13 protein-coding genes are annotated in these 18635 nt (G+C 71.3%); 7 read left to right on the top strand and 6 right to left on the bottom strand.

Features of this window, described 5'->3' with window-relative positions; translation table 11 throughout:
- Positions 1–222: 222 nt before the first annotated feature.
- Complete coding sequence (locus tag L6E10_RS25485; protein ID WP_236222116.1) at positions 223–666, top strand: DUF6098 family protein; 444 nt, start codon at positions 223–225, stop codon at positions 664–666.
- Here the strand turns inward: L6E10_RS25485 and L6E10_RS25480 are convergent.
- On the bottom strand, positions 650–1339 hold the full coding sequence (locus tag L6E10_RS25480) for a hypothetical protein (protein WP_236222115.1): 690 nt from the start codon (positions 1337–1339) through the stop codon (positions 650–652). The genes L6E10_RS25485 and L6E10_RS25480 overlap by 17 nt on opposite strands.
- Before the next feature lie 112 nt (positions 1340–1451).
- Here L6E10_RS25480 and L6E10_RS25475 point away from each other — a divergent pair, with 112 nt between their 5' ends.
- Positions 1452–1994, top strand: a complete 543-nt coding sequence (locus tag L6E10_RS25475) for a hypothetical protein (RefSeq protein ID WP_236222113.1) — start codon at positions 1452–1454, stop codon at positions 1992–1994.
- A gap of 251 nt (positions 1995–2245) precedes the next feature.
- Positions 2246–5479, top strand: coding sequence for a S8 family serine peptidase (locus L6E10_RS25470; protein WP_236222111.1), 3234 nt, complete (start codon positions 2246–2248; stop codon positions 5477–5479).
- A gap of 51 nt (positions 5480–5530) precedes the next feature.
- Here the strand turns inward: L6E10_RS25470 and L6E10_RS25465 are convergent, their stop codons facing one another.
- A complete protein-coding gene (locus tag L6E10_RS25465) occupies positions 5531–5806 on the bottom strand; it encodes a hypothetical protein (protein ID WP_143022508.1) in 276 nt (91 codons plus the stop codon).
- 156 nt (positions 5807–5962) lie between these two features.
- Complete coding sequence (locus tag L6E10_RS25460) at positions 5963–7045, bottom strand: mechanosensitive ion channel family protein (protein ID WP_236222109.1); 1083 nt, start codon at positions 7043–7045, stop codon at positions 5963–5965.
- A gap of 115 nt (positions 7046–7160) precedes the next feature.
- Between L6E10_RS25460 and L6E10_RS25455 the strand changes: the two genes are divergently transcribed.
- Genes L6E10_RS25455 through L6E10_RS25440 form a run of 4 tightly spaced genes read left to right on the top strand, consistent with a single transcriptional unit; the run spans position 7161 to position 10965 of the window.
- Positions 7161–8168, top strand: coding sequence for an adenylate cyclase (locus L6E10_RS25455; RefSeq protein ID WP_236222107.1), 1008 nt, complete (start codon positions 7161–7163; stop codon positions 8166–8168).
- Between the two features lie 2 nt (positions 8169–8170).
- Positions 8171–9151 (top strand): hypothetical protein, encoded by a 981-nt coding sequence (locus L6E10_RS25450; protein ID WP_236222106.1) that lies wholly within the window; start codon positions 8171–8173, stop codon positions 9149–9151.
- A 1-nt stretch (position 9152) separates the two neighbouring features.
- Entirely contained in the window at positions 9153–10385 is a 1233-nt protein-coding gene (locus tag L6E10_RS25445; RefSeq protein ID WP_236222104.1) for an adenylosuccinate synthetase, read from the top strand.
- Positions 10336–10965, top strand: a complete 630-nt coding sequence (locus L6E10_RS25440; protein WP_236222103.1) for an NUDIX hydrolase — start codon at positions 10336–10338, stop codon at positions 10963–10965. Before L6E10_RS25445 ends, L6E10_RS25440 begins: the two co-directional genes overlap by 50 nt.
- On the opposite strand, the gene L6E10_RS25435 is transcribed toward L6E10_RS25440, so the two are convergent.
- The 3 genes from L6E10_RS25435 to L6E10_RS25425 form a co-directional block, all read right to left on the bottom strand.
- Entirely contained in the window at positions 10962–12158 is a 1197-nt protein-coding gene (locus tag L6E10_RS25435) for a M1 family metallopeptidase (RefSeq protein WP_236222101.1), read from the bottom strand. The genes L6E10_RS25440 and L6E10_RS25435 overlap by 4 nt on opposite strands.
- Positions 12155–15892 carry a Pls/PosA family non-ribosomal peptide synthetase gene (locus L6E10_RS25430; RefSeq protein WP_236222100.1) on the bottom strand — a complete coding sequence of 1246 codons (3738 nt, stop codon included), beginning with the start codon at positions 15890–15892 and terminating at the stop codon, positions 12155–12157. The genes L6E10_RS25435 and L6E10_RS25430 overlap by 4 nt, the downstream gene beginning before the upstream one ends.
- Before the next feature lie 101 nt (positions 15893–15993).
- A complete protein-coding gene (locus tag L6E10_RS25425) occupies positions 15994–18567 on the bottom strand; it encodes a DUF4153 domain-containing protein (RefSeq protein ID WP_236222098.1) in 2574 nt (857 codons plus the stop codon).
- Positions 18568–18635 lie beyond the last annotated feature (68 nt).

Genomic DNA, 18635 nt, shown 5'->3' with positions numbered 1-18635 from the left:
AGTGCCGGTCGACGGCGGGTTGACCGCGGCGCGAGCACGCGCGCCTGCGGAAGGGCACTTCCGACCTGGGGGTGTCGGATCGCCCCGGCGCGCAGCTCGAGCGCCGGCGGCCAACCACTTGTTGAACGTACAACCGGTCTGCTGTGTTCCGGTCGGCTTTCACTGTGACCAGGCTCAATTCCTTCAGGTTTCCTTCAGGTTCGGCCGGGTAGGTCACTGGGCGTGACAGATGAACTCCCGACGATCACGAGCATCGCCGAGCTGGTCGGCTACGTGGGAGACGACGTCTACGTGCGGTGGTCGAAGGGCCCGGACGCGGACGCCGCCTCGACGTCGCGCGACTCGCTGACCGGCGTGGAACTGCCCGGCCTCTCGGCGAGCCCGCTGCGGATCGAGCCGTGGTGGGCCGACCGCTCCCTCGAGCTGTGGGTGGCACGCCGCCTGTTCGACTACCGGCACCTGCGCGACCTGCGCGGGCCCGACGTGCGCGCCTGGGTCCTGCGGGGCGACGAGGTGGGCAGGGGGCCCGACAACGAGCCGCTGGTCCGCTGCCTCGACCCCCTGGCGTGGGTCGCCGACGAGGCACTGCTCGAGTGCGAGGAGTTGGTCAACGCCCAGCACTCCGAGGAGTGGGGGTCGCTCGACCGCTCTAGCTCAGGTCGGTGAGCTTGCGCTCCGCGGATTTGCGGGCCTTCTCGGCGGCCGCGGTGATCCGCTTGGCGTCCTCCAGCCGTTCCGCCGCGCGGTCGAACGCCCGCTGTGCCGCCAGCTGGTCGGCCTGGGCCTCCCCGAGGGCCTGCTCGGCCTCGTCCAGCGCCTGCTGCGCCTCGGCCCGCTTCTTCTCCTGCCGCTCGCGCCGCTTGCGGGCCAGCGCGTCCTCGCCGTCGACCGACGGCGGCTCGGGGACGGGGAGGGTGAACCCGAAGCCCGAGTACTCCAGCGGCTTCGTGAGGTGCCCCGCCCGCACCTGCTCGGCGGACTCCGGGTCGGCCATCGCGGCCGTCAGCGTGTTGCGCACCTGCGTGACGGCGTCGTCCGCGAGCGGGCCGGTGAGCTCCAGGGTGCGGTAGACCAGGGCCTCCACGAGCTCCTTGCGCTTGCGGCCCAGCTCCCGCATGGTCAGCTGCGCCGTGGAGAGCCCCAGCGCCTCCTCCAGGCCCTCGGGGGCGTCGCGCACCAGCCGGTTCACCGCCCAGGCGCTCACGGTCGGCTTGCGCAGGTCGGCGATGGCCTTCGCGAGGTCCTTGTCGTCGGTCTGCTTGGCCGCGGCGTTGCGGGCCGCGGTGAACTCCTTCGGGGGCAGCCCGTAGAGCTCGTCGGCGACCGGCTTCAGGTCCATGGGCGCAAGGTAGCGCCTGATCAGCCTCCAGTCCTGCGGAACGCTCAACGGGCGGGACGTCTCGGGCGTTGGAGGAGCGTGACGCCCGGAACCGGGTGAACAGGACGGGGAAATGCACACCAGGTGGAGATGGGTTCTGTTCGGTCTCGGCGCCGCCGTGGCCGCCGGCGGACCGATCGCGATGGCGGGCGGCCCGTGGTACGGCTACGTCTTCGGCGGCCTGTGGTGCCTGATGGGCGGCACGGTGGCGTGGCGCAGCTTCGGCATGGGCACGAAGCTCACGCCGCAGGGCATCACGTCGAACAGCCTCGACCGGCAGACGACGGTCGAGTGGTGCGACGTGCGGGCCGTGGAGTCCTCCCGGCGCCGGAACCTGATCTTCTTCCACACCGTCGCCCCGGTCGTCCGGCACGACCGCGGCAAAGAGGTGCTCACCGAGCTGAGCCTGCTGTCGATCAAAAAGGACGTGGTGCCCGAACGCACGCGGCGGCACGTGACGGAACTCCAGCAGGCCCTGAAAGCACATCGTGCCGACTGCCCGAGGTGCGGGGCGCGGCCGAAAGCGGTCGCGGCGGGCCTCGGCCTCGGTGCGAGGGTGCGTTCACGATTGCGTTCGCTATTGCGCGGAAATGGTGGTCGGAGCATCGTCCGGTGACGGGATCCTGTTACACGGCAACACCGTTCACCGTTGACACAGGCTTGACATTCCCCTCCATCAGCCCTTGACTGGAGGGCATCTGCTCGTTCCACGGCGACAAAGAAACGCGCAGCACTGAAACGCTGCTCGGACAAGCCGCTGAACAGTCCAATGTGGATATGAAGAATGCTCCGGGCAGACGATTGCCCCTCGTCAGGTGAAGAGATGTGCTTCGGAGCACTCTTTACCCCACGAAGGGCACATGCGCCGTGAAGAACTGGAGACGCCGCACCGGAACGGTCTTGCTGACCGCGGTGTTGGGCACTGCCGGGTTCGGCTTCGCCGCCACCCCTGCCATCGCGCAGAACGCTCCTCAGGAGCAGCCGGCCGCTGACAAGCAGCTGGACAAGAAGGACCGCGAGCTCGTCGACCAGGCCGCCCGCGAGGGCAAGCCGACCGTCGACCTGCTGGTCGCCGCCGAGGACGGCAAGACCGACGCCGCCGTCGCCGAGCTCGTGGCGCTCGGCGCCACGGTCCAGAAGACCGAGAAGGACGTCGACTACGTCAAGGTGACCATCCCGCGCGACAACGCGGAGAAGGCCGCCAAGCTGGCCTCGGTCAGCACCGTGGACGTCGACGGGCTCATCGCGCTCGACGACCCGCGTCCGCAGGGCGTGGAGCAGCCGGCCCCGCAGAAGGCGCCGGACGCGAAGACCCCGCGCACGAACCCGTACATGCCGACGCAGGACACGCAGGCGGCGCAGTTCGCCACCGCGCACCCGAAGTGGGACGGCCGCGGCACCACGATCGCCGTGATCGACTCCGGCATCGACCTCGACACCCCGGCCCTGCAGACCACCAGCACCGGTGAGCGCAAGATCATCGACTGGTACAACGCGAACGCCACGAACTCCGGCGACGGCACCTGGGTCTCGATGACCAAGACCGGCGTCACCGGCAAGTTCACCAACGGCGGCCGCGAGTGGACCGCGCCCGCCACCGGCGGCCCCTACTCGTTCGGCCTCTTCCGCGAGACCGCGGGCGACCTGAACCTCGCGAACAGCGAGACCGGCGGCGACATCAACCGCGACGGTGACCGCGTCGACTCCTTCGGTGTCATCCAGGACATCACGACGAAGGAAGTCTTCGTCGACACCGACGGCGACGGCAACTTCACCAACAACAAGCGCATGATCGACTACAAGGTCAAGCAGGACGTCGGCTTCTTCGGCACCGACAACCCCGCGACCCCCGTCGTCGACCGCGTCGCGTTCGTCGTGCAGACCGACCGCTCGGTCTACGACAACGCGGGCACCCCGTACGTCAACCTGGGCATCTCGGGCGCCGCGCACGGCACCCACGTCGCCGGCATCACCGCCGCGCACAAGATGTTCGACGGCAAAATGGCCGGTGCCGCGCCCGGCGCGAAGCTGATCGCCATCAAGGCCTGCCTCTCCACGCCGTCCTGCACCAGCTCCGGCCTCATCGACGGTGTCCTCTACGCCGCGCGCAACGGCGCCGACGTCGTGAACATCTCCATCGGTGGCCTCCCGGCGCTCAACGACGGCAACAACGCGCGCGCCGAGCTCTACAACCGCACCATCGACGAGTACAACGTCCAGCTGTTCATCTCGGCGGGCAACTCGGGTGCGGGCGCCAACACCGTCGGTGACCCGTCGGTCGCCACGAACGCGGTGAGCGTCGGCTCGTACATCACCAAGGAGACCTGGCTCTCCAACTACGGCTCGAAGACCGCGCAGAAGCAGAACCTGCACGGCTTCTCGTCGCGCGGCCCGGCCGAGGACGGCGGCTTCAAGCCGAACATCGTCGCGCCCGGCTCGGCGATCTCCACCACGCCGCGCTGGCAGCCGGGTGGCCCCGTGGCGGGCACCTACGCCCTCCCGGCCGGCTACTCGCAGTTCAACGGCACCTCGATGGCCGCCCCGCAGGCGACCGGTGCCGCGGCTCTCCTCGTGAGCGCCTACAAGGCCACGCACAACGGCCAGCGCCCGACCAGCGCCGAGCTGCGCTACGCGATCCAGCGCAGCGCGAGCTTCGTGAGCACCCTCGGTGCCTACGAGCAGGGTGCCGGCCTGTTCAACACCAACGCCGCGTGGTCGCTGCTGGACAAGCACTCCACGCCGGACAAGGTCACCACGGCCGTCCCGGTCAACACCGTCCTCAGCGGCCTGCTGGCCACCCCGGGCGTCGGTGTCGGCATCCACGACCGCGAGGGCGTGACCGCGGGCCAGGAGTACACCCGCACCTACACCCTGACCCGCACCACGGGCCACGACGACGAGACGTACAACGTGTCGTGGAAGGGCAACGACGGCACGTTCACGGCGGCGAAGAAGGTCCGCCTGCCGCTGAACACGCCGGTGCTGTTCCCGGTCAAGGTCAAGGCCAAGACGGCGGGCGTGCACAGCGCCGTGCTGCAGCTCGACAACCCGGAGACCCCCGGCGTCGACGTGCAGACGCTGAACGCGGTCTTCGCGGCGGAGAACTTCAACGCCGCCAACAAGTTCTCGGTCACCAAGACGGGCACGATCGCGCGCAACCAGTCGACCAGCCTCTTCGTGAACGTGCCCGCGGGCACGAGCGCGCTGAAGGTCGACATGGCCGCCGGTGGCGCCGAGGCCGGCAAGGGCCAGGTGCGCTTCCTGCGCTTCACCCCGCAGGGTGTGCCGCTGGACGTGACCAGCTCGACCAACTGCTACAACCCGGACGCGGGCGCCGGATGTGCCGGTGGCACCCCCACCAGCCGCACGGTGGCCAACCCGATGGCCGGTGTGTGGGAGATCGTGGTCGAGGCGCGCCGCACCTCCGACGCCGACGTGGCGCCGTACTCGGTGACCGCGTCCGTGCTCGGCACGTCGGTCAGCCCGAACCCGGACGTCATCCCGTCCGCGGCCCTCGGCACCCCGGTCGAGCGCAGCTACACCGTCACGAACACGCAGGCCGTCTTCAACGGCCGGCTCGCGGCGGGTGCGGTCGGCAGCGCGAAGCAGGACCGCCCGACCATCGCGAACCTGGAGACCAAGTTCTTCGACATCCAGGTCGCGCCGGGCTCGTCGAGCCTCACCGCCACGATCGGCAACACCGCCGACCAGGGCGCCGACCTCGACCTGTTCCTGCTGAACTGCACCAGCGGCACGTGCGTCGTCGCCGGTCAGTCGGCTGACGCGGACTCCGAGGAGTCGGTGACGCTGAGCAACCCGGCCGCGGGTCTGTGGCGCGTCCAGGTCGACGGCTACGCGGTGCCCGCGGGCACCACGGCGTACGACTACTTCGACGTCTACACCTCGGCCGCTCTCGGCACGCTGACCGTGAGCGACACCAACGCCGAACGCGCCGCCGGTGCGTCGTGGAACGTCACGGGCGTCATCACGCCGCTGGGCCAGCCCGGTGCCGGCCGCGTGCTGCGCGGTGAGCTCGAGGTGCGCACGGCGGACGAGAACGTCGTCGGTCGCGGTGCCGTGATCATCCAGGCAGTCAGCTAGCAGTCCGGTAGTACGTAGAAAGCCCCAGGATCCACGAGGTCCTGGGGCTTTCTACGGTTCGGGCAGCCTGTTCCCGAGCGGCTCGTCCACGTCCACCTTGGACACGCCGGCGACCAGGTACGCGTCTTCCACCTTGTCCACGGGCATTTCGGCGCGCAGGTAGCCGATCCTGGGATCGCGCGACTCGACGGTCGCGCCCAGCTCCGTCAGTGCCTGCTCGACCTCCTCGTCGCGTCCCGGCTGCACGGAGATCATCAGTGGCACTGTGAGGTGGCCGTCGCGCTTCGCCTGCTCGATCCGGTTCTTGTCCGGTTTGGCCGATGACACGACAGGCACCTCCGAGGACGACACAGTCGGCGCGAGGGACCCGTTCGTACCACAGCTGCCGAGAGCCAGCGCGCAAAACGCGACGGCGAGCGGTCTTCTCATGCTCGGAGGACGGAACGCCCGTCGCGGGCGGTTGCACCGGATTTTCGGGCGGTCCTACTGCCGGGGACCCGCAAACGCTTGCTCCCGTAGTGCGCCGTCCGCGCTCTCGCCGAACACGCGCGCGTCCGTGTGCTGGTCCGAGGCGGGTTGTGCCCTGTTGACGCCGGTGACCGTCCGCGTCCTGACCTGCGGCAGTGCGCCGTTGTGCCGGCGGTGGACCCAGTCCACGAGGTGCTCCCTGGTGAGGCAGCGCAGGTCCCACAGCTTTCCGGCGTCGGACGCGCTCACGAGCGCACGCACCCGCACGAACCCGTTGGTGGCCTGCGTGACCTGCAGGACGGACACCCGCCCGTCCCAGAGGTCGCTGCCCTCCAGCATGGACCGCATCTCCTGCCGCATCGCCTCGACCGGCACCGTCCAGTCCAGATCGAGCTCCACGGTGCCGAGCAGCGCCGACTGCGTGCGCGTCCAGTTCTCGAACGGGGTCTTGAGGAAGTACGAGGTGGGCAGCACCAGCCGGCGGTCGTCCCAGAGGTGCAGCACCACGTACGTCAGCGTGATGTCCTCGACCCGGCCCCACTCGCCCTCGACCACCACGACGTCGTCGAGCCGCACGGCGTCGCTGAACGCGATCTGCAGGCCCGAGATCAGGTTGCCCAGCAACGATTGTGCGGAGAACGCCGCCACCGCGCCGATGACCGCCGCGGATGCCAGCACGGTCGACCCGACCGCCCGCGCGCCGGGGAACGTCATCAGGATGGCGCCCACGGCGAGCACGCCGATGACCACCAGGACCAGCCGCCGCACCAGCATGACCTGGGTGTGCACGCGCCGGGCGTGCCGGTTGTCCGTGACGTCCGTGCGGATGCGGGACAGCGAGATGTCGACGAGCGTGCTGATCAGCGCCGCCAGCAGCCACGCCCCGGCCAGGATCAGCGCGATGCCCAGGGCGTGCAGGGTGATCGGCACGTCGACCGGGTAGGCGCTCAGGCTTATCTGAGCGGCCAGCAGCGCTCCGAACAACTGGCCTGGCCGGTACATCTTCCCGCTGTGGGTGAAGCGGCGCACCAGCCGGTGGACCACCTCCACCACGAGCAGGGCGAAAGCCACGGAAAAGCCCATGACGACGAACAGCACGTTTCCTCCTTCCGGTATCGGGACGGGATACCCGGCGTCTCGCGACGGGGACACCATGAGCCGGGTCACGGAGAACCCCGTTGCCAACCGGGTTTGAGTTACATAGACTCAAACCATGTTCACGACAGCCGAGGCCCTGGAACTGGTGGAACGCGCCACGTCCCCCGAAGCGCTCTTCGGGCCGCGCACCACCGACTCCGGCCTGCGCAAGCAGGTACGGCGCCGGTACCGCGCGCTGGCCTCGGTGCTGCACCCCGACGTGGTCGGGCCGCACGACACGAGGGCGCACGCGGCGTCCGCCGAGCTGACCCGCCTGCACCACGAGTGGTCGCACGGCGCGGTCGTCGAGCTGAGGACCAAGACCGCCGTCTACCGCGTCGGGGAGCCGTTCGCGGTCGGCAGCATCGCCAACCTGTACGAAGCGGACGGTCCGCACGTGGTCAAGGTGGTGCGCAACCCGGCCCTCAACCCGTTGCTGCACGCGGAATGGCACGCGCTGCGGACGCTGGAGTCCTTCACGGACCACAACCCGTGGCTGCGCCCGTTCTACCCGCGGCTGCTCGACACCTCGGGTGACGTCGCGAAGGGGTCGCGCGCCTTCACGGTGCTCGACCCGCTGCTGGACGGCTTCGTGACGCTCGCGGACGTCCGGCGCGCCTACCCGTCCGGCCTCGACGGCCGCGACTGGGCGTGGATGCACCGCAGGCTGCTCAAGGCGCTGGCCGGCGCACATCAGAGCGGACTGGTGCACGGGGCCGTCACCGCCGAGAACGTCATGGTGCACCCGGAGCAGCACGGGATCGTGCTGGCCGGCTGGTCGTTCGCCGTCGAGGAAGGACAACGGCTCCTCGCGACCAGCGGCACCATCACCTACCCACCGGAAGTCGTCGCGCAGCAGCCGGTCACCGCCGCGACGGACGTCCACATGGCACACAGGATGATGCTCGACCTGTTGGCGGACAACGAACACCGGCAGCGCGCCTTCGCTCGCGGCTGCCTGCAGGAACGCCCGGAGCGGCGGCCCGACGCCGTCGACCTGATCCGGGAATACGACGACCTCCTCGAAGACCTCTACGGCGCACGGCGCTTCCGCCCGTTCGCCCTCCCCCAGACAGGAGAATGACCATGGGACACGGCAGGTGGGACGACAACGCCTACGCCGCGGCGAAGACCTTCCGCGCGGCCAAGGGGATCGCCGACTTCGGCTACACCGCCTCGCTGAGGGCGACGCCCGCCGCGAGCTGGAAGGCCGCGCCGTCGCTCGACCCGCTGGGCGTCGGCTTCCGCGAGTGCCGCGACTCGCCCGACCACGCCGACTCGACACCGATCGCGGTGCTGTTCGACGTGACCGGGTCGATGGGCGCGGTGCCGCGGATCATGCAGGGCAAACTCGGCAAGCTGCACGGCCTGTTGCAGCGCAAGGGATATCTGGCCGACCCGCAGCTGATGTTCGGCGGCATCGGTGACGCCGACAGCGACCGCGTGCCGCTGCAGGTCGGGCAGTTCGAGTCGGACAACCGCATGGACGAGCAGCTGCGGGACATCTTCCTCGAGGGCGGCGGCGGCGGGCAGAAGAGCGAGTCGTACGAGCTGGCCGCGTACTTCATCGCGCGGCACGTCGTCACCGACGCCTGGCAGAAGCGCGGCCGCAAGGGCTACCTGTTCATCATCGGCGACGAGCTGAACAAGCCGCGGCTGGAGGCCAGGCACATCCGCAGGGTCATCGGCGACGAGGTGAACCAGGACATCGACCCGGTGTCGGTGTACCGCGAGCTCGCCCGCAGGTGGCACGTCTACTTCATCCTGCCCAACCAGTCGTCGTACTTCCACGACGACAGCATCGGCGAGCACTGGCGGTCGATCCTCGGGCAGAACTTCCTCAAGCTCGACGACCCCGGCGCGGTGTGCGAGCTGATCGCCGCCACGATCGGCGTCGAGGAGAGCGTCGTGGACCTCGGCCAGGCCCTGGCCGACCTCGCCGAGATCGGCTCGGCCGCCGAGAGCGAGGCCGTCGGCAAGGCGCTGGCCACGGTCGGCGCGCGCTCGCTCACCGCGTCGGCCACGCCGCTCGGCATCGACGGCCCCGACGACGTGAGGCTGAGCTGACATGAGGCACGACGAGCACGTCATCGTCGTCGGACTGGGGTTCGGCGACGAGGGCAAGGGAGCCGTGGTCGACGCGCTGTGCGCGGACGGGCCGGTGTCGGCGGTGGTGCGGTTCAACGGGGGAGCGCAGGCCGCGCACAACGTGGTGGCCGACGGCCGGCACCACACGTTCAGCCAGTTCGGGTCCGGCACGCTCGCGGGCGTGCCGACCTGGCTCTCGCGCCACGTGCTCGTCGAGCCGATCGCCCTCGCGACCGAGTCGCGCGAGCTGGAGGCGATCGGCGTCGCCGACCCGTTGTCGCTGGTGTCGATCGACGCCGGCGCCCTGCTCACGACCCCGTTCCACGTGGCCGCGAACAGGGCGCGGGAGATCGCCAGGGGCGCCGACCGGCACGGGTCGTGCGGCAAGGGGATCGGGGAGACCGTCTGGTACGGGCTCCTCGGCGACCGGGGGGCGGTGCGGGGCGAGGTGGTCGAGGAGCAGCGGGTGCTCGGCGACCCCGGCCCCGCACCGAGGGTCGGCGACTGCCTGGACCCGAGGGCGCTGCGGCGCAAGCTCGACCTGCTCGCCCGGTTCTACGAGCCGCTGACCGGCGACGTCGGCCGCGTGGACGAGCTGGTCGATCTCTACACCTCGTTCGCGGACGCCGTCCGGATCACGACGGGGGACGAGGCCGGGCGGCTCGCCGACGCCGGACGGCTCGTCTTCGAGGGGGCCCAGGGCGTCCTGCTCGACGAGACGTACGGCTTCCACCCGCACACGACGTGGTCCACGGTCACGCCCCGCAACGCGCGGGAGCTGCTCGACGGCCGTCCCGCCCGCGTGATCGGCGTGACCAGGACGTACCAGACGCGGCACGGCGCGGGCCCGCTGCCGACGGAGGACCCCGCCGTGCTCGAGCGGTTCCCGGAGGCGCACAACGGCACGGGGGAGTTCCAGGGCGCGTGGCGGGCGGGCCACCTGGACGCCGATCTGCTGCGCTACTCGGTGCGGTGCTGCGGCGGGATCGACGGCCTGGCCGTGACGCACCTGGACGCCCGCGGCCTGGAGGTCGCCTCCGGTCCGGTGCTGGAGGAGATGCCGGATCCGCTGGCGTACCTGCGAGAACTGCTCGGCGTCGAGGTGCTGGTGACCGGGGCGGGCCCGTCCAGGGCGGACTACGCGGTGCGGGAGAATCCACGACATGATCGAGTCGACGTTGGTGTCGGTGGACGTGATCGTGCTCCGGTTTGACCCGGAGGCGCGCGCGGTGCTCGTGGGGGTGGCACCGCGCGCCCAGGAGCCGTTCGCCGGCGAGCTGGCTCTTCCCGGTGTCCTGCTGGGCAAGGGGGAGCGCCTGCGCGACGCGACCACCAGGGCGGTCACCGGCAAGCTCGGTCTCGCCGAGGAGTCCGTGACGGCGACCGGTCAGCTGGCCACGTTCGACGAGCCGTCGCGCGACCCGCGCGGCCCGACGCTGTCGATCGCGCTGTGGGCCACGGTGACCCGCCCGAGCGGCGACGTGGCCGTCTGGAGCCGCCTGGGCGAGGTGCCGCCGCTGGCCTTCGACCACGACCGGATCGTCGCCGACTGCCGGCCGTTGCTCGCGGACAAGCTGTGGCGCGACGTGCCGTTCACCGCGGGCCTGCTCGGGCGGGAGTTCACGACGGCGCAGGCGCTCGACGTGACGGAGTCGCTGACCGGGGACAGGCCGTACCCGGCCAACCTGGGGCGCACGATGGACCGCGTGCCGGGCCTCGAACGCACCAGCGAGCACGCCGCGGCGCTGCCCAAGGGAGGCCGTCCGCCGCTGGTGTGGAAGTGGACCGCCTAGCGGGGCAGCTCGGTCTCGAACAGCCAGCGGGTCAGCAGGTCCCGGTGCCCGGCGAGGGCGAGGAAGTCCTCGGTCGTCACCACGCCGTGCCGGTTGCGCGCGCACCACTCCCGCAGCAGCGCGAAGAACGAGTCGTCGCCCATCTCGCGGCGCAGCGCGTGCAACGTCAGCGCTCCGCGCTTGTAGACCCTGTCGTCGAACCACTCGGCCCGGCCGGGCCGTCCGATCACGACGTCCTGGGGCAGCCGCCGAAGGAGGTCCCGCGCCCCGGCCGCGCACGCGTCCGCGGACCGGCCGCCCGAAGCCTCGGACCACAGCCACTCCGAGTAGCTGGCGAAGCCCTCGTTGAGCCAGATGTGCTCCCACGCGGCGATGCCCACCGAGTTGCCGAACCACTGGTGTGCCAGCTCGTGCGCCACCAGCCGTTCCGAACCGCGGCGGCCGTCCACGTGGTTCGCGCCGAACGTCGACAACCCCTGCGCCTCGACCGGGACGTCCAGCGCGTCGTCCGTCACCACTACCGAGTACCGCGGGAACGGGTACGGCCCGAAGAGCGACGAGAACAGCTCGACCATCTGGTCCTGCCGGCCGAAGTCGTGCGCCACCAGCCGCTTCAGCCTCGACGGCGCCCAGACGCCCGGCAGCGCTTCAACGTACTGTCCGATTTGGACGGTCGCGAGGTACGTCGCCATCGGTGAGGCCATCGAGTAGGTCCACCGCGTCGTGCTGCCGGAGACCTTGCCGTCCACCAGGACCCCGTTGCACACCACGGTGTACGGCGAGGGCGCGGTGACCTCCAGGTGGTAGGAGGCCTTCGAGGAGGGCTCGTCCAGGCACGGGAACCACGACGGCGCCCCGATCGGCTGCGACGCCACGATCGAGCCGTCCGTCAGCTGGTCCCAGCCGAGGTCGCCCCACTCGGGCGTCGAGATCGGCACCGGCGTGCCCGAGTACCGGACCTCGACCGAGAACGACCCGCGCACGGCCGCGCGGACGTTCAGCACGCCGCCCGCGTGGGCGTACCGCGCCGGCCTGCCGTTCACGAGCACCTTCGAGACCCGCAACGAGCCGAAGGACAGCGAGAACGAGCTCAGCGACGTGCAGGAAGCCTGCAGCACCGCACGCCCGGACAGGCGTGCGGAGTGCGGCTTGTAGTCCAGCTCGAGTGCGTAGTGGTGTACGGAGAAGCTCATGTCCACGCGGAGATCGGGTTGCCCAGCCAACGGGTGCCCGACGGTACATCTTCTCCGCGCATGACGAGCGAGGCGGGTCCGATGGTGGTGTTCGCGCCGACCGACGCGCCGGGCAGCACGATGCCGTGCGGGCCCAGGGTGGATCCCGCGCCCAGCTCCACGCGGTCCATGCGCAGGATGCGGTCGTGGAACAGGTGCGTCTGCACGACGCAGCCGCGGTTCACCGTCGCTCCCGCACCCAGCCCCACCAGGTCGGCCTCGGGCAGCCAGTACGACTCGCACCACACGCCGCGGCCCACCGACGCGCCCAGCGAGCGCAGCCAGAGGTTCATGACCGGCGTGCCGCCGGCGAACCCGATCAGCCACGGCACCGCGAGCACCTCGACGAACGTGTCCGCCAGCTCGTTGCGCCACACGAACGCCGACCACAGCGGGTACTCGCGCGTCTTGAAGCGGCCCACGAGCACCCACTTGGCGGCCACGGCCACCAGGCACGCGGCCACGCCGGCGCCCAGCAGCACGACGCCGGACCACCAGACGCCGAACTCCTTCAGCGCGAACAGCACGAGCACGACCAGCGCGACGTTCAGCACCACCGGGACGAACCGGCACAGCTCGACCAGCGCCCGCGCCCACATCAGGTGCTTCGGCGGGTCGAACGTGCGCGACTGGTCCGACACCTCGGCCGCCCGCGGCAGCTTCATCGGCGGCATGCCCAGGTACGACGACCCGGCCTTGGCCCGCTTCGGAGCCGCGGACAGCACCCCGACGAGCCCGCCCTTGGGGACGTTCCGGCCGGGCGCGGTCATGCCCGAGTTGCCCAGGAACGCCCGCTTGCCCACGCGTGCGGTGGCGATGCGCAGCCAGCCGCCGCCGAGCTCGTAGGAGGCGACCATCGTGTCGTCGGCCAGGAACGCGCCGTCGCCGACCCGGGTCATCTTCGGCAGCGCGACCACCGTCGACGCCTCGACGCGGCGGCCGACCTTCATGCCGAGCAGCCGCAGCCACACCGGCGTGAACAGCGACGCGTACAGCGGGAACAGGGCCGAGCGCGCGTGGTTCATCAGCCGCTCGGTCGTCCACGCCGCCCACGCGACGCGGCTGTGCACGGGGTAGTGGCCCTCGCGCATGCCGATGCCGAGCAACCGCACCGCGACGAGCACCAGCAGCGCGTAGGAGCCGAACCAGATCGCCGCGGCGGCCGGGACGTCCCACAGCGCCGACGTCAGCGTCACGGGCCGCCTCAGCACGAACAGCAGGGCCGGAGCCGCCGCCAGCAGCGGCAGTGCGGCCATCAGGCCGGACGAGACGCCGTACATGAAGCTCCACCGGCGCGACCGCTCCGGGCGGCGGGACGGGAACGACCGCGCCGCCTTGCCCTCGCGGATCGCCGGGACGCCCGCCCAGCGCTGCCCGGTGGGCACGGAGCCGACGACGCCCGAACCGGGCGCCACCTCGGCCCGCTTGCCGATCTTCGCGCCGGGGAACAGCGTGCTGCGCGCCCCCACGGTCGCACCCGCGCCGATCCGGATGCGCCCGATGCGCAGCCGGTCGCCGTCGAGCCACCAGCCGGACAGGTCGACCTCGGGTTCGACGGCGGCACCGCGCCCGACCTTCAGCATGCCCGTGACCGGCGGCAACGAGTGCAGGTCGACGCCGGGAGCGATCTTGGCGCCCAGCGCCCGCGCGTAGTGCGTGACCCAGGAGCCGGAGAGGTCGGTGGCGCGCGACACCTGCGCCAGCACCTCGGAGGTCCACAGCCGCAGGTGGACGGACCCGCCGCGCGGGTACTCGCCGGGCTTCACGCCGCGCAGCAGCAACCGCGCGCCGCCGGCGGAGATCGCGAGACGTCCGGCGGGGCTCAGGAAGACCGCGAACCCGGCGGCGATCCACCACCACGACACCGACGTCCAGCCCAGGACGTTCGACAGCGCCGTCAGCGCCACGGCCCACCGCGCTCCGGCGACGGTCATCAGCGGGATCATCAGCAGCGTCTGGACGACCCCGGTCCACCGCGGCGTCGGCGCGACCTCGTGCACCTCGGCCGCCTGGCCGTAGGACTCCAGGCGCTTCGCGAGCCCGTGCAGCGTCGTGTTCTGGTAGACGTCCGACACCGACGTGCTCGGGTAGCGGGTGCGGATCATCGAGACGAGCTGCGCCGCGGACAGCGAGCTGCCGCCGGACGCGAAGAAGTCCGCGTCCTCGGAGGCCGGGCCGGAGCCCAGCACGGCCGCCCACTGCTCGGCCAGCCAGCCTTCGAGACCCGAGAACACCGCGCCGGCGGTGTCGAGCGACTCGAGCGGCCACGGCAGCGCGGCGCGGTCGACCTTGCCGGACGTGCGCGTCGGCAGCGTCCCGACCACGGCGATCAGCGGGACGAGCGCGGCGGGCAGCTCGGCCCGCAGCTGCTCCACAGCCGCGGCCTGGTCGAACTCGCCGTCGGTCACCACGTAGCCGACGAGGATCTGGTTGCCGCCCCGCGTCGTGCGCACGGCGGCGGCGGCACCGGCCACGCCGTCGAGCGCGAGCAGGGCCGCGTCGACCTCGCCCAGCTCGATGCGGCGGCCACCGAGCTTGATCTGCTCGTCCGCGCGGCCGAGGAAGACGAGCCCCTCCGGTTCGGCGCGGACCACGTCACCGCTGCGGTACGCGCGGTCCCAGCCCATCGAGGGCAGCGGCGCGTACTTCTGGGCGTCCTTCTCGGCGTCGAGGTAGCGCGCCAGGCCGACGCCGCCGATGACCAGTTCGCCCGGTTCACCCATCGGCACGACCTCGCCGTGCGGGTCGACCACGACGAGGTCCCAGCCGTCCAGCGGCAGGCCGATGCGCACGGGACCCTCGCCGGTCATCCGCGCGGCGCAGGCGACGACCGTCGCCTCCGTCGGCCCGTAGGTGTTCCAGACCTCGCGGCCGGGCACGGCGAGGCGTTCGGCCAGCTCGGGCGGGCAGGCCTCGCCGCCGAAGATCAGCAGCCGCACGTCGTCGAGCGCCTCGACCGGCCACAGCGCGGCCAGCGTCGGCACCGTCGACACGACGGTGATCTCCTGCTCGACCAGCCACGGACCCAGGTCCATGCCGGTGCGCACCAGCGAGCGCGGCGCGGGCACCAGGCAGGCGCCGTGCCGCCACGCGAGCCACATCTCCTCGCAGGAGGCGTCGAACGCGACGGAGAGACCCGCCAGCACCCGGTCCTCGGGCCCGATCGGCTCGTCCCGCAGGAACAGCCGCGCCTCGGCGTCGACGAACGCGGCCGCGCTGCGGTGCGTCACGGCGACGCCCTTGGGCTTGCCGGTGGAACCGGACGTGAAGATGATCCACGCGTCGTCGTCGGGACCCGGCTCGCCCGGCACGCCGAGCGCGGTGCCGTGCGGCACCAGGGATCGGCCCTCGCCGAGCACGGCGCTCACCCCGGCCTCGCCGAAGACGAGTTCGGCGCGCTCGTCCGGGTCCTCGAAGTCGACGGGCACGTAGGCCGCGCCCGCCGCGAGGGTCGCGAGGATCGAGACGTAGAGGTCGGCGGTGCCGGACGGCACGCGGATGCCGACCCGGTCGCCGGCCCCGACGCCCTCGGCGGCCAGCTTTTCCTTGAGCTGCAGTACTTCCGAGACCAGTGCGCGGTAACTCAGCGCGGTGGTGCCGTCGTCGACGGCCAGCGCGTCCGGGTGCTCCTCGGCACTCGCGCGCAGGATGTCCATCAGGGTGCGCGGTGTGGGCGCCTCTCCCGCGGTGAACATCGATCGAAGGACAACGGGTTCAGCCGCAATGGTCACTTGAGCGTCACTTCTCACCCTCTCGGCAAACTTGCAGACCTGCTACTTTACCTGCGCTTAACGGATTACCGCTCTCCGGAGTAGGTGGACTCACAGGTGACCTCAGTCACCGCAACGCTTTCGAGTGACTTCGCAGCGGTGTACCGGGCGAGGTTGAACTCGCGCCAGTCCTGTTCGACGCCCCTGTTCTTCAACCACCGCAAGGCACACGACCTCTGCGGCTCGGGCAACCTCGTGAGCGCCGGCACCGCGTCCTCCGACAGCCGCGACAGGTAAACCGTGTCGATCTTCCGCGTCGCCTCGAACCGCGTCACGTTGTAGTCGGCCACCACCCGCTCGGGGTTCAGCACCACCACGGCGAGGAAGAACGCCGCCCCGGTCGCGACGATCGCCTTCGGCAACCAGTTGGCGCGCAACGAGATCCCGCTCGCGATCACCATCAGGTACACGACGGCCAGCCACAGCTCGCACGACGCGACGAGCAGCCGCAGCACCGTCCACCCGTACGCCTGCTGGTAGAACCACATGCGGCTCAAGGCACTCGCCACGATGACAAGTGTGAGAACAGCCAATGAACCCAGGAGAACCCGCAGCCACAACTGGTCCCGCGCCGTCTTCCTGACCGCGAACCGCGCCACCCCGGCGATGACGCCGAGCGTCAGGATCGTGACCCACAGCAGCTGCCAGAAACCGGACCGCGCGTACTCGGCGAACGTCACGCCCGCCGTCCGCATCACGTAGGCCTCGCCACCGAACAGAACCGCGAGCTGCGTCCCCACGAAACCGGTGAACAGCAACACGAGCACACCGACCGGCAACCCGTAGTCCTTGAGCCGCAACGACCCGGGCTTCGCCTCGGCGTCCTCCTTGATCTCCGGCGGCGCCACGACGAGGTAGCACGCCCCGACCGCACCGGCGGCGGCCACGACCCCGAAGAACACCATCCGCACGAAGCCGCCGACCTCCAGGTCCGGCACCAGGCCCTCGAGGAAGTCGTTGAACCCCTTGTCCGCCCCGGCCAGCAACGACCCGAAGACCAGCAACAGCACCACAGCCACACCGACGGACGCGAACGGCCTGATCCCGATCGGCCCCCGCCTGCTGATCCCCTTGGCCACCCAGGGAATCGAGCGGAACGCCGCCAACCCGACACCGAGCGCACCGAAGACGAGCCCGCGCACCGTCCTGCCACCGGCCATGGCGATCGAACCGCACAACATCGACGCCATCACGCACAACGGGAAGACCCACTCCGCGGCCCTCAGGAAGCCCATGGCGAGGAACGCCAACGCCCCCGCCAGCCACAGCGCGCGTTCAACGCTCGGCCTGCCCGCGTGGAACAGCACGGCGCCGACGCCGAACAGCCCGGCCAGGAACCAGCCGACGCCGTTGCCGGGCGGCGCGAGCAGCGCGCCCGCGAGACCGGCGACGAGCCCGACGACCATCACCTGACCCGGCGCGCCCGTCGTGGGCGGCTTCCACCAGGGCATGAAGGGGACACCCGGTGCCGCGACCACCGCCGGGGTGGCGAGGTGACGGGGTTGGGCCTGCCAGGCGGAGGGCGGGGGCAGGGTCGCGGTGGCCACCTGGGCGGGTTGCGCGAGGGTGTTGGGGGCGGGGGTCGTTGGCCTGGGCTTGTCGGCGAACCCCGGCTTTGCGGCGGGGTCGGACACGGCGGCGGGGTCGGACAGTGCGGCGGGGTCGGACACGGCGGGGTCGGACAGTGCGGCGGGGTCGGACACGGCGGCGGGGTCGGACAGTGCGGCGGGGTCGGACACTGCGGCAGGGTCGGACACTGCGGCGGCTCCGAGCGCCCCGGCTTCGCCGCTCGCGGCCTTCTCGCTCACAGCCTCGTCATCCACGGCCCTATCGCTCGCGACGCGATCTTGTCGGACCTGGTGAGTAGGTTGGGTCGCGGGGGTTCCCGGTTCGGGGGTACCCCTGCGAGAGCCTGCCGCAGCGCCGCCGGCGGCCTTCGAAGCCTCCGCCTCGTCGCCGGCCGGCGTCGCTGTCTTGGCCTGGTCGCCGGCCGGCGTCGCCTTCGCCTGGTCGCCACCCGGCGTCGCTGTCTTGGCCTGGTCGCCGGCCGGCGTCGCCTTCGCCTGGTCGCCACCCGGCGTCGCTGTCTTGGCCTGGTCGCCGGCCGGCGTCGCTGTCTTGGCCTGGTCGCCGGCCGGCGTCGCCTTCGCCTGGTCGCCACCCGGCGTCGCTGTCTTGGCCTGGTCGCCGGCCGGCGTCGCCTTCGCCTGGTCGCCACCCGGCGTCGCTGTCTTGGCCTGGTCGCCGGCCGGCGTCGCCTTCGCCTGGTCGCCACTCGACGTCGCTGTCTTGGCCTCGCCGCCACCCGACGCCGCCCTCGCCCCGTCACCAACCGCCTCCGCGGCCACCGCCCCCGCAGCCTCGGCGTTGGCGTTGAGGTTGGCGGCGGGGGCGGCCTCCCCCTGGCCGGCCGCCCCCACCGCCTCCCCACCCACACCCCCCACGGGGTCCGGCGAGCCCCCAGAACCCGCCGGCCCCCCGGCAACGGGCCGGTACCGGACCCGGCGGAACTGCCGGTACCCGCGCAGCCTCGCGGCCTTCTCCCGGGGCGACTCCGCGGAGTCCCCCGAACGCGTCGAGTCAGAGCCAAAGTCAGTCATGTCTCTCTCCCAAGCCCGGAAAAGGGCGTGCGTCACCGCCACACCAACCAGACGGCGGTGGTCGAAGT

This window comes from Lentzea sp. CC55 (assembly GCF_021056325.1).
GTDB classification, from domain to species: Bacteria; Actinomycetota; Actinomycetes; order Mycobacteriales; family Pseudonocardiaceae; genus Lentzea; species Lentzea jiangxiensis.
This window is presented reverse-complemented; position numbering and strand designations above follow the sequence as displayed.

Bases quoted from the DNA above. Each gene is read 5' to 3' on its own strand.
- L6E10_RS25440 (WP_236222103.1), top strand. From the start codon at position 10,336: ATGATCGAGTCGACGTTGGTGTCGGTGGACGTGATCGTGCTCCGGTTT.
- L6E10_RS25430 (WP_236222100.1), bottom strand. From the start codon at position 15,892: ATGTTCACCGCGGGAGAGGCGCCCACACCGCGCACCCTGATGGACATC.
- L6E10_RS25480 (WP_236222115.1), bottom strand. From the start codon at position 1,339: ATGGACCTGAAGCCGGTCGCCGACGAGCTCTACGGGCTGCCCCCGAAG.
- L6E10_RS25450 (WP_236222106.1), top strand. From the start codon at position 8,171: ATGGGACACGGCAGGTGGGACGACAACGCCTACGCCGCGGCGAAGACC.
- L6E10_RS25435 (WP_236222101.1), bottom strand. From the start codon at position 12,158: ATGAGCTTCTCCGTACACCACTACGCACTCGAGCTGGACTACAAGCCG.
- L6E10_RS25475 (WP_236222113.1), top strand. From the start codon at position 1,452: ATGCACACCAGGTGGAGATGGGTTCTGTTCGGTCTCGGCGCCGCCGTG.
- L6E10_RS25445 (WP_236222104.1), top strand. From the start codon at position 9,153: ATGAGGCACGACGAGCACGTCATCGTCGTCGGACTGGGGTTCGGCGAC.
- L6E10_RS25425 (WP_236222098.1), bottom strand. From the start codon at position 18,567: ATGACTGACTTTGGCTCTGACTCGACGCGTTCGGGGGACTCCGCGGAG.
- L6E10_RS25455 (WP_236222107.1), top strand. From the start codon at position 7,161: ATGTTCACGACAGCCGAGGCCCTGGAACTGGTGGAACGCGCCACGTCC.